Origin of the sequence: Novosphingobium sp. fls2-241-R2A-195, assembly GCF_030209485.1 — a bacterium.
GTDB classification, from domain to species: domain Bacteria; phylum Pseudomonadota; class Alphaproteobacteria; order Sphingomonadales; family Sphingomonadaceae; genus Novosphingobium; species Novosphingobium resinovorum.
This window is the reverse complement of record NZ_JARVRY010000004.1, coordinates 1-13,446: the sequence shown is the minus strand read 5'-3', so window position 1 is coordinate 13,446 and position 13,446 is coordinate 1. Positions and strand designations below refer to the sequence as shown.

The window sequence follows — 13,446 nt, the reverse complement described above, 5'->3', positions numbered from 1 at the left end:
CAGCAGGGTCAATCCAGTAACTGGCGCAGCGCTTCCAGCGCCCCGCGCGCTTCGCGTTCGTCGAGGCTGGCGAAGCCGATCCGTAATCCGCGCGGCGCGTCCGCGCGGGTCTGGAACGAGCGCGACGAAGCGAAGCGCAGGCCCGCGCCCGCCGCCCCGGCCTCGATCCGGTCGAGAATTTCGTCGGATGCAAAACGTAGCCAGAACGCGAGGCCGCCCGGCGGCATCTCGTACTTCACCCTGTCACCGAGCGTGTCGTCGAGCACCTGCGCGAAGGCGGTGCGGCGTCCGGCGTAGATCTGGCGCACCTTGCGGGCATGGCGGCTGAGTTCGCCGCTGTCGATCAGTTCGGCGGCGGCATGCTCGGTCAGCGTATTGCCCATGCCGTCGACCAGCGAGACGATGTGCGCCAGCGCCTCGATCACTTCGACCGGCGCGGCGATATAGCCGATGCGCAGGGCGGGCAGCAGCAGCTTGGATAGCGATCCGGCGTAGATCACCCGTCCGGGCGCATAAGCCGCCATCGGCAGCAGCGGCTGCGAGGCGAAATGGAACTCGTGATCGTAATCGTCCTCGATCACCGCGAAGCCGAACTGGCGCGCAAGGTCGAGCAGGCGCAGGCGTCGCTCGGGCCGCAGCGCGACGGTGGTAGGAAACTGGTGGTGCGGCGTCACGAACACCGCCGCCACCCGGTTGCGGCGGCAGGCGGCTTCCACGTCTTCAAGGCAAATGCCATCATGGTCGAGCCCGACGGGCACGATCTTCGCCCCGCGCGCAGCGAAGGCAGCGACGGCAGGTTCGTACGTCAGTTCCTCGACGATCACCGCGTCGCCGGGCCGGATGAGCAGGCTGGCGGCGAGGAAGATGCTGTTCTGGCTGCCGCGCGTAATGCAGATGTTGTCCGCCGTCACCGGCAGGCCGCGCTGGCTCTTGAGCATTGCCGCCACACTCTCACGCAGGGCCGGGGCGCCGCGCGGATCGCGGTACTGCAAGCCGTTGGCCCGCGTGAGCCGCTGGGCGGCGCCGCGATAGGCGCGGGACAGCAATTCCACCGGGAACAACCGCCCGTCCGGTGCCCCCTCGTCGAGCTTGACGCCCCGCCCCTCCGGCAGCGCCAGCGGGTGCTCGGGCCCGGGGATGAAGCGATACTCGGCCTGGCCGGATGCCTCGGACCCTTCCGGAGCCACGGTGCTCGCAGGATCGGGAAGCGCGGTCGAGACCATCGTGCCGCGCGTGCCTGCCGACGACAGCCACCCTTGTGCGATAAGATCCTCGTAGGCGAGAACCACCGTCTTGCGGTTGACGCCGAGCCCTGCCGCGAGTTCACGGCTGCTCGGCAGGTAGCTGCCGGAAGTCAGCCGCCCGCTTTCGATGTCGCGGATCACCGCCTGGATGATCTGCATGTAGACAGGCTCGGAACGCGCAGCGTCGATGCGCTGGCTGAGACTGATCTGCCAGGGACGCAACATGGCTCAGCGGCCTCCATGCGAACTGTCGTTCATCACGGCGGATTAGCCAGGCGGAAGGGGCCATGGCAACCATCCCGTCGCCCCTCCTCCCCAGCACAAACGTATGCATCGTTCGCTAGAGGCACATTTCGGCCCGGCATCGCTCCATAGCGGGCCATGGCGATGTTCCTTGCAGGGATCGAAGCCGACAGCTTGAACCTGCGCGGGACGTTCAGGAACGGCGGGCCTTCATTGCCCAGGCCACCGCAAGGACGGGCACGGCCAGCCCGGCCCATGACACCGTGTCCCGCCATCCGTCTCCTGTCAGGGCAAGGACGAGCGCGGCGCAACTCACAACGCCGATCGCCAGAGGCACGGCGAAGATCGCCCACAATGTCCGGCGCCCCCGTTTCATGCCGCAGGCACCACGATGCCGCCTGACTCGACCTCGCGCACATGTGCAGATGCCGAGGCGCGGCGCTTGCCGAGCCAGAGGTAGATGCCGCTCGCCAGCGCCACGATCGTGAAGAGGTCCAGCACCGCCCACAGGATCTTGAGCGGAAGCCCCCCGTAGTCGCCGAAATGCAGCGGGCGCGAGAGCGAAAGCGACTTGTTGTACCACGGCATCGTGCGCGCGGCCGTGAAAGTGCCGGTCTCCGCATCAATGAGAGCCGGTGTCAGCAGGTGCTCGGTCAGCGGCGTGTCACCCTGGAAAAAGACGGCGTAGTGGTGCTTCGAACTGAAACTCCCGCCGGGAAAACCGATGAACTGCGGATTGTTGCCGGGCAATGTCCGCCGGGCCTCGGCCATCGCCTTGTCCAGCGAACCATAGCGAGATGGTGCAAGCGCGCCCTTGCCCGCGTATTCGCGGGTCATGGCCGCCAGTTCATTACGCTGCCATAGCTTGTTGATCGGATTTTCAAGCGTGTTGATGACGCCCGTGACGCCCACCACCGTCATCCATGCAAACGCCACGATTCCGATGAGATTATGATAATCGAGCCATTTCAGCCGCGAACTGCGCGACGTGCGCAAGGTTCCGAAGGCGAGCTTGCGCATGAACGGCGCATACAGCACCACTCCGGACACCAGCGACGCCGTGAACAGCAGCCCCATGGCGCCAAGGAAAAGCATGCCGGGCAGCCCGAGGAACATGTCGGTGTGCAACTGGAGCAGGAAGTGCATCACGCCGCTCTCGTCTTCCTGCCCGATCTTGCGGCCGGTGGAACGGTCAAAGACCTGCATGGTCATCTCCGCTCCGGGCGAGTCCGCCCTTGGGCCGGTGGTGATCGTCATCGCGGGCTGATCGTTATCGAACGCCATGAACAGCGGGACTTCTCCCGGACGCGCAGCCAGCGCCCGGCGCATCATCTCGTCGAGCGGAAGCAGGCCCGGCGCGTTCCCCGAGGAACCTACGCCCGGCTGCCCATAAGCGCTTGCATCCCCGGCCAGCCGGTCGATCTCGTCGTGAAAGATCAGCGGCAGCCCCGTGATACAAAGCATGAGAAGAAACATCGTGCAGACGAGGCTGGTCCACTTATGGATCAGATACCAGGCGCGGATCGTGGAACTCGTCATAAATTTCAAATTTTTGCGAACGATTATCAATCGCCATTATGGAGCGGCGAACCTGGTGTCAACTCAGGCCACGCGGCCAGCCAATTCCCCGGTCATGACTGCGCCGACACCCGCTCGTTCCGGATCACCCTGCCGCTTTCGTCGATTACCATGCGCAAAGCATAGCGCTCTCCGGGCTTGCCGCAGTCCTCGCTATAGATGACCCGCTCTCCGCGCATCGCCGAATAGGCTTGGTCGCCAAGGCGATAGAGGTGCGTGCCATGCTCCGCGTAGATCCAGGTGCCGCCCGCCAGAAGCTCCACGGCCACGAGCACGCCCAGTGTCGCCCGCACCTTGGGCCTTGCCGACCACGCCCGCATTCGGCCGGGCAGCGTGTCGGCATCGTCGCACTCACGGGGCGGGACCAGCCCCAGGAACACCGCCCAGCGCCGCAGCACCGCCATAATATGGGCGATCAGCAAAGCGGCGAGGATACAGCAGGACATGGCGCGTCAGCTTACCGAAACCAGATGCAGTTCGCTACGCATGTCGAGGTCGAACGCCAGCGCGGCCTTGCCGTCCGGCCCGGCCTGCAGCTCCTGCCCGGTCTGCACCACGCGGTAGCGCGTACCCGGCACCAGCCGCGCGAAGCCGAGGCTGACACGCGCCGGGCCTTCCCCCGCCCGCAGCACCAGCGACAAGTCGCGCCCGTCACTGACCGCGCGGGTGACGATGGTTTCGGGATAGCACGCCTCGACCAGCAGCGGGCCGGTCTTCCACGCTTCGGGCAGGCCCTTGTTGACCATGTCGCGCACGGTGTTGCGGCGGGTCCAGGTCAGCGCATCGGCCATGCCGGGGTTGTACTGCGCGTCGATGCTCTCGCGGGTGGCGGCGATGATCTCCTCGTCGCCCATCTCCAGCGCGGCCCACAGCACCATCGTCAGCGGGTTCAGTTCGGGCCACTGCGCGAACGAGAAGTTGGCGGGCTTGCGCGTGTCCCAGCCCAGCGGCAGCAGCTTGAAATCGAGCGTACCGTCAGGGCGGCGGGCGATGAAGTCCTGCTTGAGCACCTGCCACAGCCGCTCCGCCTGATCGGGCGCGTGGGGAGTGAGGAAGCGGATGCCCCAGGTCTCGCCGAACAGGCCCGAAAGACTGGGCACGGTGAAGCCGAAGGGGGAGGAGGTGCAGACCTTCACCCGCCCGTCGGCCATCATCATTTCCTGCTCCATCGTCTGCTCGAAGCGGTCGCCGACCTTGCCGATCATGTCGGTGCCGTTGCGCGCATCGTGCAGCGCCAGCGCGGTACGGCCGACGAGGTTGCACATCGAATAGATCCAGCGCGGCTCGCACGGGAACCAGCCGATGTCGTAGCGGCGGAAGTTCTTCACCACTTCGTCCATCAGCGTTTCGTGGCTGTAGGGGAACGCGGTCTTCTCGTCCCAGCGGAAGGTCAGCGCGTCCTTGCCCGCGAAGGGCGAGGTGCCGCTGGCCGTCTCGAACAGGCCGAGCGAGACGCCCATGAAGCCCGACAGCATGATGTTGTCAGTGGCGACCGGGTTCTTCTCCAGCTTCAGGTTGCCCCACAGGCTTTCCCAGAACCAGTAGTTCCACGTCTTGCGGTCCACGTGCTTGCGGATCAGGTTTTCCTGCGCGGTGTTCAGGTAGCCATGGAACGCCGGAAGCTGCGTGTACTGCCCGAAGGCGAGGTTCCACGACATCGTGCAGATCTGGTAGCGCAGCGCGCCGTCCTGCCAGGTGTCGCCGGTCGAGAACCCGGTCCAGCTGTCCACCGGCTGAAGCGCGAGGTCGAGCATGCGGCGGTACTCGCCGATCTGGCCCTCGGGCATCTCCGGCCCGGCCTCCACCGGCGCATCGCGCAGGATCGGCTCGGCCCGGGCGATCACGCGGTTGAGTTCCTCCCCCCGTGCCTGCTGCCGGACGAAGTGCGCGCGGCGCTTGAGCGCCATGACGCCGAACGCCGCCAGCACGCCAGCGGGAAGCGCATATTCGACGAAGGCGACGCCCGCACGCCCCTCGATCCACGCGGCGGAAAGCAGCGCGGTGCCGACCAGCACGCCGGGCGGCGCGATGATCGGGCCGCGCGCCCACCAGATGAACAGGATCACCGCAAAGGCCGCGATCGAGGCCAGCGCACCCAGCACGCCGACCACCCCGCCCGCATAGAGGAACCCGCCGCCGGGGAAGATCAGCCCCAGCCCGAAGGCCTTCCACTGCGCGCTCATGCCCAGCACAACCGGCAGCACCGCCAGCGCGAAGACCACCGCAAGACCAAGGTAGAAACGCCGCAGCCGCCGCGCCGTCAGCGGGCCGTGCGCGCGCTCGCGCGGCGGGATCGGGGGTATGCTCGATACGATCCTGGGCCCTGCGGCGCGAAGATCACCGCTCGTGCCTTCAGTCAGTCGGGTGGCCATGCTGCTCTCCCATTACCGCCGTCTTTGCGGACGTATCCTGCCCTCAAACGAGCCCCGCCTTCGTGCCGGACGCAGGCGGGGCCAGTCGGAGAGTCACCTACATCCTGAACGACAGTGTCGCGCCGTACGTCGCGGGCATTCCGGTCAGCCGCCAGATCGTGTCGTAACCGACCTGCACGTTGTACCAGTAATACTTGTTGGACACGTTCTTGCCCCAAACGGTCGCCGTCCAGCTGCGATCGGGCGCGCCGACGCCCGCCCGTACGCCGTAGATCGTATAGGGATCGATCCGCAGCGAGGACGTCTGCGCAAGGTCGGCATATGTCGCGCCGTTGTACGACATGTCGCCGCCGACGAAGGCCTCCATGCTCCCGACCGGGAAACGATATTCGACATCCGCGTTGGCGGTCCACTTGGGCGAGAAGTTGAACGACTTGCCGCTGAGATCCACGGGAGTGTTGAAGGCGTCGTACCCGGCGAAGTCCTTGATCTTCGAGTCCGCATACCCAACCGAGCCGCGCAGGGTGAGCCCGTCCACCGGCTTCACCGTGGCATCGAAGTCGAAGCCGATGACACGCGATCGGGGCACGTTCGCCAGCACCGGCAACAGCCCGAACACCGGATCGGTGGTGTTGGTCAGCAACTGCTTGTCACGGTAGTCGTAGTAGTAACCCGCGAGGTTGAGCTGCACCCGGCCATCCGCCAGCCCGGCCTTCACGCCCGCCTCGTAGGAAGTCAGCTTCTCCTGCCGCACCGGCTCGAACTGCGAGCGCGCGGTGGCGTTGATGACCGGGTAATTGCCCGCCTTGTAGCCCCGGCTGACCAGCGCATAGAGCAGCGTGTCAGGGTTCGGCTTGAAATTGACGCCTACGCGCCAGGACACATTGTCCTCCTTGAACTTCTGCACCGGGAACGGCGCGGTGAAAGCGGCGCCGTCGAACGCCAGGGTGATGCAGCCTCCGGGCTGGGTGATCGGGCCGCCGAACAGCGCGTTGATCACGCCCGAGAAATCGCCGGCACCGGTGTCGGCGCTGCAGGCCTGGTTGGTGTGCCGCAGGTCGGTGTAACGCACGCCGCCCAGCACCGTCAGTTGCGGGGTGAGTTCGTATTCGACATTGCCGAACACCGCATAGGCGCGGTTGGTCTGCCGGCCGCGGTTCTCGTTCATCAGGATGTCGCCCACCCCCTCGGGATTCTCCGGCGTCGCGCCGACGTTGGTGGTGCTCGACAGGATGCCGCCAAAGTCCTGCAACGAGCTTTCGTAGCTGTTGTCGTCGGCGAAGCTGGCGCCCACCGTGATGTTGGCTGCGCCGATCCGCCCGGCAAGGCGCAGTTCCTGGTTGAACGTCTCGACATGGCCCGAAGTATTCACATAGCTCAGCGGCAGCGCCGTGCCGTCGTTGTCGAACAGGCTGTCGATGTGAACGTAGGCGTAATTGGTCAGAGAGGTCAGCGTGAGCTGGTCGGTGACGTCGTAGTCGAGGCGAAGGATCGCCTGTCCCATCCTGTTGTTGCGGTCGAACGGGCGGTTCGGATCCCAGTCGGCGGCGCGCGCGTTGCGGGGAGCGACGGGCTGGAGAAACAGCCTCGGGTCGGCCTGCGTCGCCACGCGCGGAGAAGCCTGAACGAACTGCGGGATCTGGTTGTCCGATTTGTCGATCCAGCCGTTGAGGTCGAGGTTCACGCGCAGGCGGTCGCTCGGCTCCCAGTCCAGCAGCAGGCGACCGGCGAACTTCTTCTGGCGGCCGATGCTGTCGTCGCGAGTGTAGTTCTCCTGCCAGCCGCCCGAACGGGTTCCGGTGACCGCGATGCGCCCCTTGAGCGTGTCGGACAACGGGCCGCTGACGTAGGCGTCGGCCTGAAACGTGTTGAAGCGACCGAAGCTGGCATTACCGCCCGCCTCAAAGACATCGGTGGGCTTGTTCGCCACGTAGTTGATCGCGCCGCCGGTAGAGTTCTGGCCGAACAGCGTGCCCTGCGGCCCTTTCAGCACTTCGACACGCTGCAGGTCGTAGATCGGCCCCTGCGTCATCGGCCCGTAAGGCAGTGGCGCTTCGTCGACGTAGACGCTGACCGTGGGCTGCGCGCCAAGGTTGGAGGAATTGAAGCCGACACCCCGCAAGGTGTATACCGGCGTGCCGTCGGCGGAGGAGGCGACGGTGAAGGCGGGCACCACTTTCGCCAGATCCTGCGAGGACGTGATGCCCTTGTCGGTGAGCGCCGCGCCGCTGAGCGCAGTGATGGAAAGCCCGACGTCGTTGATGTCCTGCTCGCGCTTGTTCGCGGTCACGATGATTTCGTTCGCCGAAGCGCTCGGGGTGCTTGCGGCAGTGTCCTGCGCCCACGCCGCATTCGCGCCTGCCAGTCCGGTGAGCGACACCGCCCCCAGCAGCATCCTCCCGAATGCGAGTCGCCCAACCGGGATAAGATTGTCTATCGCCATTTCAGTTTCCTCCCTCCTTGGAGCCACGAGGCGCGGGAATTTGCTTCCCTGCCGTCCTTCGTGAATTGGAGGTATTGCCCCGCCCGCACCATCTGTCAATATCGTTCGACGATTTCGTGATATGAGACCGATCGATCATTTTGTATTGATGATGGACGAAACGCCTGTAGGGCGGTACGGATTGGAAGCCGGAGAGATGTCCCGGCGGCATAAGGCAACAGGACGATGGCGACGCGGTTGAAGGACATGGCAGACGAAACCACCCTCGATGCGGAGGCCATCAAGGTCGACGCCGGAAGCGCCGCCGACAAAGTCTCCGAAGCCATCATCCGGGGCATCCGCGCAGGCGTATTCGTGCCCGGCCAGCATCTCGTCGAACCGGACCTGACGCAGCGGCTGGGGATCAGCCGGGGCTCGCTGCGCGAAGCGCTCAAGCACCTTGCGGCGGACGGCATCGTCACGCTCAACCGCTATCGCGGCGCCTATATCGCCACGCTGGACCGCAAGGCGGTGCTCGATCTGCTGCAGACGCTGGAGCCCCTCGCCTGCCTTGCCGCGCGACTCGCGGCCGAGCATTGCGACACCGACGAGAAGCGCCGCCAGATCGTCGAGGCCGCCAATGCCATCGACGAGGCCAACCGCAACCACAACCGCGCGCTCTATCTGGAGCAGCGGCGCCAGTTCTATTCGGTGCTCGTCGCGATCGGCGGCAACGGAGAGCTTGAGCGTGCGATGCCGCTCACCCGCACCGACCTGTTCCGCGCCCAGATCGAATCGATCCAGTCGGAAAAGCAGCGCGTGCGCCATGCCTCGGGCTACAGCAAGATCGCCAAGGCCGTCGCGGAGAACAACGTCGGCGCCGCCGACCGCGCCGTCCAGCGCCACTTCGCCGGCACCCGGAGCACGATCGAGGAACTGCCCGCAGCGGCCTTCGCCAGCTTCGCATCTTAATCTTACATCTCGTCATTGCGAGCGCAGCGAAGCAACCCAGGGCAGCATAAACCGCCCTGGGTTGCTTCGCTGCGCTCGCAATGACGAAGTAGGGTGGTGCCTTCAACTGGCGCGACCTGAGCAGCGTCAGAACATCTGCGCTGCCGCCGCTCACCCTGAGCTTGTCGAAGGGCCCAAGCACAACACGATTTTCTATAGACTAAATCGTCGGACGATTTAAACAGATCAGCGGGACAGGAACAGAAAGGCGAAGCGCGATGATTCGCATTCTCGCGGTCTATCCAAACGACGCTGGCAGCCGTTTCGACGGCGACTATTACCGGCACCGCCACGCGCCTTTCGCGCACCGTCTGCTGGCGCCATTCGGGCTGGACAGCGTGCGCACAGTGCTGGGCGAAGCCGCGCTCGACGGTACCTCTCCGGCTTACTGGGCCGTCTCGGAAATGCTGTTCGCCACGCGCGCCGCCTTCGACGAGGCCATGGCGCAATGCGGCGCGGCGCTGTTCGCCGACCTTCCCAACTACACCACCGTCACCCCCGTCCTGCAGGTCGGCACGCTGGCGGAAGAAGACATCAAAGAGGGAGCCTGAAATGAATTCGACACTGCTGAACACGCCGGTGCGCTACGTGCGCAATGCGATGGAAGACATCGGCATGATCACGGCGCTCGACGAGCATCTCAACCACCAGATCGTCGATACGTTCGCCTCCGTCAGCACCTCCGAACAGAGCTGGACCGAGAAGATCTGGACCGCGATCGTGCGCAAGGACGGCACCATGGGCGTCGATTTCGGGCTCGGCCGCTACCACAACCGCGGCGTTCTCGACGGCTGGGCCGCGATCTCGCGCGGGAGCGAGCAGTGGACCGTCCGCGCCAACAGCGAATTACGCGACGACCCGCTCGTCACCGAAGTCGGTCCCCTCACTTACGAGATCATCGAGCCTCTGCGCCAGGTCCGCTACGCCTGCGCGGCCAACGACCTGCAGCCGATCGCCTACGACATCACCTTCACCGCACAGATGCCGCCGTTCTTCGAAGACCGCCACAAGCAGCGCGAGCAGGACGGTTTCCGCATCGGCTCGGACGTGGTGCGCTACCACCAGATCGGCACGCCTTCGGGTTGGATCGAACTGGAGGGCGAGCGGATCGAGATAAACCCCGAGGAATGGACCCAGTACCGCGATCACTCCTGGGGAACCCGCCTCGACGTCGGTGCGCACAACGCCGACGTGAAGCCCACCTCCAACTTCGGCGACGTCAAGTTCGGCGAAGGCGAGTACGTGCTGATCTGGAGCCCGTTCATGCTCGTCTCGCCCAGCGGCGAGAAAGTCGCCTACCACATGTACTTCCAGTCGAAGCAGGGGCGCATCTTCTATTCGTCCGGCTACCGTAACCACCCCGACGGCACGCAGGAGAAGATCGCCCGCGTCCGCCCCGAACTGCGCTTCGACGACCATACCCGTCGCCTGCTGGGCGGGCGCATCCATTTCGACATGCTGCAGGGCGGATCGCACACCATCGATGTGGAAGTGATGGGCACCTCGGGCGTCCACCTCGGCCCGGGCCTCTACCTGGGCTTCGATGGGCGCAAGCACGGCTCCTGGCACGGTCCGCTGACGCTCGAGGGCGAGAAGTTCGACGATACCCTCGACCGCGCGACGCTGGAACGCATCCGCCAGGTCCGCGACTGCCCGATCAAGGTCACCGAGGGCGACTGGACCGGCTACGGCATCATGGAAACCATCATCCACGGCGCGCATCCCGAACTCGGGCTGACCGCCGAAAACTCGCTGGTCTGAGCCGCCATGGCGCGCGATACCGAAAAGTTGGCTGCCGGGCTTCGCGCCTGGCTGCCGCGCGGCAACCGGGTGACGGGGGTGAAGACCCTCTCCGCCGGCCACTCCAACGAGACTTATCTGGTCGAGGGGATCGACGAGATCCTGCGCATGCCTCCCTCCGAGGAAGGCCTGCTGCCCCCTTACGACATGGTGCGCCAGCACGCGGTGCTCAGCGCCGTATCGAAGGCCGCTCCGGGGGTGCCGCTGCCCCCGGTGCTGGAACTGTGCGACGATCCGCAGGTGCTGGGCGACCCGTTCTTCCTGATGGGCCGCATCGAGGGCGAGGCGTTCGAATATGCCGTGCCCGACTGGCTTGCCGCCGATCCGGTCGAGGGCGCCGAAAGCGTCTGCCGCCAGTGGTTCGACGCGATCCTGGCGCTGCACCGGATGCCGGTATCGGCGATGCCGCCGGGTGGCCGCACCGTGCTGGAGGAAGCGCAGCACTGGCTGGACGTGGCGCGCGGCGCCGACTCGACGCCCGGTCTGGTCGCGGTGCTGGAGGATCTGGTGGCCCGCCCGCCGCGCACTTCCGGCCCGCCCACGCCGGTCCACGGCGACCCCAAGCACGGCAACTGCATGTGGCACCGGGGCCGCATCACCGGCCTGCTCGACTGGGAGATGGCGCAAGTCTCCGAGCCGCTGCTGGACCTTGGCTACGTGCTGATGTTCCACGATCAGGGCGAGGCGTCGCTGGCCAACGCCGGGTTCGAGCTGCCCGGCTGGTGGTCCGCCGGGCGCATGGTCGAGGAATGGGAGAAAGGCATCGGCCGCACCGCCGTCGACGTCGATCGTTATGCGGTGCTGGGTCAGGCCAAGGTGGCGGCGATCATCTCGGTCGGCGCGTTCCTGTTCAAGACGGGCCGCATCGCCGACCCGCGCTTCAAGGCCTTCGCGGCGCTGATTCCTTCGTACGTGGCGCTGCTGGAGAAGCGGGCGATGGTCGCGGGATGAGGGTGCGCCTCGCCCTGGGGGCATTTTGTTTGGGGAACTGCCAATACCAAATCGTCATTGCTTCGCTACGCTCGCAATGACGAAATGCGGAAACGTCCGATTTTGGCGGGAACCAGACAATTATTTTTTAAGGAAAATCTCGACGCATCCATTGGTAGGGAAAAAGATAATCTCCCAGTTCTTTGGTGACATCCTCTTTCCTGAGAAGTGACTTGAGATCACTCTCCAAAATGCGGAATGCAGGAGGAGCAGAAAGACCATTCTCGTCATGAACTATCTTCCAGTCAGGACTCTCCCTTTGATCGAATCCGAGTTCATTTCGCGCTAACATCAGCCCTTCCAGAAGGGACCGCATCGTCGGCGATCCGGCAACTTCCAGTTTTGGATCATCCGAGAATTTAGCGTGCAGGAGAATCGCCAAAAAATGCCATGATTCAGCTTCATTCAGTGAGAATTTTATTTCCGAATTTTCCTGTGATGCTTCAACTTTCATGGCCGACCTATCATAATGGTCTCGCATGCATACTATGCTGCATCAGGTCCGCAACGGGGCGTGTCCGGTCAGGCTGCGTTTCTTCGAAAGCGGCGGGCACCGGACAGGCTGCTATGGAGCGCTGCCATCGCCCTCCTGAATAGCTGAAAGGGGTGGTAAGAAGAGCAATTTACCGGAAAAAGCTAAAAAACTCGCCGTCGATCAGCACCTTGCGAGGGAAGCCACGTTGAGTAGTTCTGATCTCCGTCAAACCTTGCTGCGCAGCAGATTTATTGGCAGAACTAAAAAACAGCCGATTGTTTCTGATAGTTAAATTCACGCCATCCGGCTTATATTGACCAACATATTGTCTGCGGGAAAATATTAAAATCCGCTGGCCACCGTGATCTGCGCAATCCTTGCAGATACGAGCCAGTCTATATTTGTAGTCGTAAATAGAATAATCATTTCTCTGAGTGTGAATCGTTCCGATTTTCCGCATGGATAGCTTGTCGTTTTGACAATCTACCGAACCAGAAAATCCACCTGAAACCAGCGATTCTTTAAGTCCTTGAAGGCAATCATGCGTAGGAATTTGGCCACCGGTCAACGTGAAACCAAGAAGACCGCATAAAGCGAAAAGCAAGATTCTATGGCGTCGCATAGTCGCATGATGAATCAGAGGAACGTTGACCGCAATGGGGCGTGTGCTGACTGGCGAGTTTTGTCCGGAAGGGGTGGATTGCGGACTTTGGTTTCAGCGGCTCAATTTAAGTTCATCGGCATGGAGCCGGGGCTAAAATGAGGGTGGTCCCAGACCGCTGCGCCTTTATCTTATCACCGACTTGGCAGCCGAAAATCTCATTGGGCTGCACCAACTTCGAGCCGACTAATCCGGCATCGTCTTGCGCGTGAACTACCCTCGATGGCGCGACTTGGTATTTGCTGCCGCCAACACCGATGAACGTAATCCTAGCGGTCTCCGAGGGAGATGAGGCAACGTCAGCAGCCGAGGGGTTAGCAAGATAATTAGCGCCGCCGATTGCAAGAGAAACACCTAGAAACAAAAGGCAAAGCACGCCTAATCCGGTCGATCCGACTAAGTCGCGTTTGAAGCGAGGAATCAAGCGAGGACTGCTCATTTTCCGGAATTCTAGGCTGCTGCAGCAATGGCGGCAAAGTGGCGTGTTCGGTCAGGCGGGTTTTCTTCGCTCGCGGCGAGCACCGGACGGACAGCTATAGAGCGCAGCGTTCACCCCCACGGAATGGCGAAACGGGTGGCTAGCTGCCCTTAGATGGGTCGTGTCCCGCGGGGTGGTGTAGGAACCGTCGATCTACGGCAGGATCAGGTTC

General features: G+C 63.8%; 12 protein-coding genes. 4 read left to right on the top strand and 8 right to left on the bottom strand.

The features are described 5' to 3' along the window. Window positions 1-8 precede the first annotated feature (8 nt). From pdxR to QRN25_RS03170, 6 genes are all read right to left on the bottom strand, one after another. Window positions 9-1,469, bottom strand: coding sequence for a MocR-like pyridoxine biosynthesis transcription factor PdxR (gene pdxR / locus QRN25_RS03195; RefSeq protein ID WP_285017424.1), 1,461 nt, complete (start codon window positions 1,467-1,469; stop codon window positions 9-11). Between the two features lie 211 nt (window positions 1,470-1,680). Next, on the bottom strand, window positions 1,681-1,863 hold the full coding sequence (locus tag QRN25_RS03190; RefSeq protein WP_285017423.1) for a hypothetical protein: 183 nt from the start codon (window positions 1,861-1,863) through the stop codon (window positions 1,681-1,683). After that, window positions 1,860-3,026, bottom strand: a complete 1,167-nt coding sequence (locus tag QRN25_RS03185) for a PepSY-associated TM helix domain-containing protein (RefSeq protein ID WP_285017422.1) — start codon at window positions 3,024-3,026, stop codon at window positions 1,860-1,862. Before QRN25_RS03185 ends, QRN25_RS03190 begins: the two co-directional genes overlap by 4 nt. Window positions 3,027-3,118: 92 nt before the next feature. Next, entirely contained in the window at window positions 3,119-3,511 is a 393-nt protein-coding gene (locus QRN25_RS03180; protein WP_285017421.1) for a hypothetical protein, read from the bottom strand. 6 nt (window positions 3,512-3,517) lie between these two features. Beyond that, a complete protein-coding gene (locus tag QRN25_RS03175) occupies window positions 3,518-5,437 on the bottom strand; it encodes a linalool dehydratase/isomerase domain-containing protein (protein WP_285017420.1) in 1,920 nt (639 codons plus the stop codon). Window positions 5,438-5,534: 97 nt separating this feature from the next. Beyond that, window positions 5,535-7,880 carry a TonB-dependent receptor gene (locus QRN25_RS03170; RefSeq protein ID WP_285017418.1) on the bottom strand — a complete coding sequence of 782 codons (2,346 nt, stop codon included), beginning with the start codon at window positions 7,878-7,880 and terminating at the stop codon, window positions 5,535-5,537. Between the two features lie 225 nt (window positions 7,881-8,105). Between QRN25_RS03170 and QRN25_RS03165 the strand changes: the two genes are divergently transcribed. From QRN25_RS03165 to QRN25_RS03150, 4 genes are all read left to right on the top strand, one after another. Further along, window positions 8,106-8,831, top strand: coding sequence for a GntR family transcriptional regulator (locus tag QRN25_RS03165; RefSeq protein WP_285017417.1), 726 nt, complete (start codon window positions 8,106-8,108; stop codon window positions 8,829-8,831). 257 nt (window positions 8,832-9,088) lie between these two features. After that, window positions 9,089-9,421: an EthD family reductase gene (locus tag QRN25_RS03160; RefSeq protein WP_285017416.1), complete on the top strand. Its 333-nt coding sequence runs from the start codon at window positions 9,089-9,091 to the stop codon at window positions 9,419-9,421. A gap of 1 nt (window position 9,422) precedes the next feature. Continuing rightward, on the top strand, window positions 9,423-10,631 hold the full coding sequence (locus QRN25_RS03155; protein WP_285017415.1) for an Rv3169 family protein: 1,209 nt from the start codon (window positions 9,423-9,425) through the stop codon (window positions 10,629-10,631). A 6-nt stretch (window positions 10,632-10,637) separates the two neighbouring features. Beyond that, entirely contained in the window at window positions 10,638-11,621 is a 984-nt protein-coding gene (locus QRN25_RS03150) for a phosphotransferase family protein (protein WP_285017414.1), read from the top strand. Between the two features lie 127 nt (window positions 11,622-11,748). On the opposite strand, the gene QRN25_RS03145 is transcribed toward QRN25_RS03150, so the two are convergent. Both QRN25_RS03145 and QRN25_RS03140 read right to left on the bottom strand, forming a co-directional pair. Further along, entirely contained in the window at window positions 11,749-12,114 is a 366-nt protein-coding gene (locus QRN25_RS03145) for a hypothetical protein (protein WP_285017413.1), read from the bottom strand. Between the two features lie 169 nt (window positions 12,115-12,283). Beyond that, window positions 12,284-12,703 (bottom strand): hypothetical protein, encoded by a 420-nt coding sequence (locus tag QRN25_RS03140; protein ID WP_285017412.1) that lies wholly within the window; start codon window positions 12,701-12,703, stop codon window positions 12,284-12,286. Window positions 12,704-13,446: the final 743 nt, after the last annotated feature.

Bases quoted from the DNA above. Each gene is read 5' to 3' on its own strand.
- QRN25_RS03165 (WP_285017417.1), top strand. From the start codon at position 8,106: ATGGCGACGCGGTTGAAGGACATGGCAGACGAAACCACCCTCGATGCG.
- pdxR (WP_285017424.1), bottom strand. From the start codon at position 1,469: ATGTTGCGTCCCTGGCAGATCAGTCTCAGCCAGCGCATCGACGCTGCG.
- QRN25_RS03180 (WP_285017421.1), bottom strand. From the start codon at position 3,511: ATGTCCTGCTGTATCCTCGCCGCTTTGCTGATCGCCCATATTATGGCG.
- QRN25_RS03145 (WP_285017413.1), bottom strand. From the start codon at position 12,114: ATGAAAGTTGAAGCATCACAGGAAAATTCGGAAATAAAATTCTCACTG.
- QRN25_RS03175 (WP_285017420.1), bottom strand. From the start codon at position 5,437: ATGGCCACCCGACTGACTGAAGGCACGAGCGGTGATCTTCGCGCCGCA.
- QRN25_RS03150 (WP_285017414.1), top strand. From the start codon at position 10,638: ATGGCGCGCGATACCGAAAAGTTGGCTGCCGGGCTTCGCGCCTGGCTG.
- QRN25_RS03160 (WP_285017416.1), top strand. From the start codon at position 9,089: ATGATTCGCATTCTCGCGGTCTATCCAAACGACGCTGGCAGCCGTTTC.
- QRN25_RS03155 (WP_285017415.1), top strand. From the start codon at position 9,423: ATGAATTCGACACTGCTGAACACGCCGGTGCGCTACGTGCGCAATGCG.
- QRN25_RS03190 (WP_285017423.1), bottom strand. From the start codon at position 1,863: ATGAAACGGGGGCGCCGGACATTGTGGGCGATCTTCGCCGTGCCTCTG.
- QRN25_RS03170 (WP_285017418.1), bottom strand. From the start codon at position 7,880: ATGGCGATAGACAATCTTATCCCGGTTGGGCGACTCGCATTCGGGAGG.
- QRN25_RS03185 (WP_285017422.1), bottom strand. From the start codon at position 3,026: ATGACGAGTTCCACGATCCGCGCCTGGTATCTGATCCATAAGTGGACC.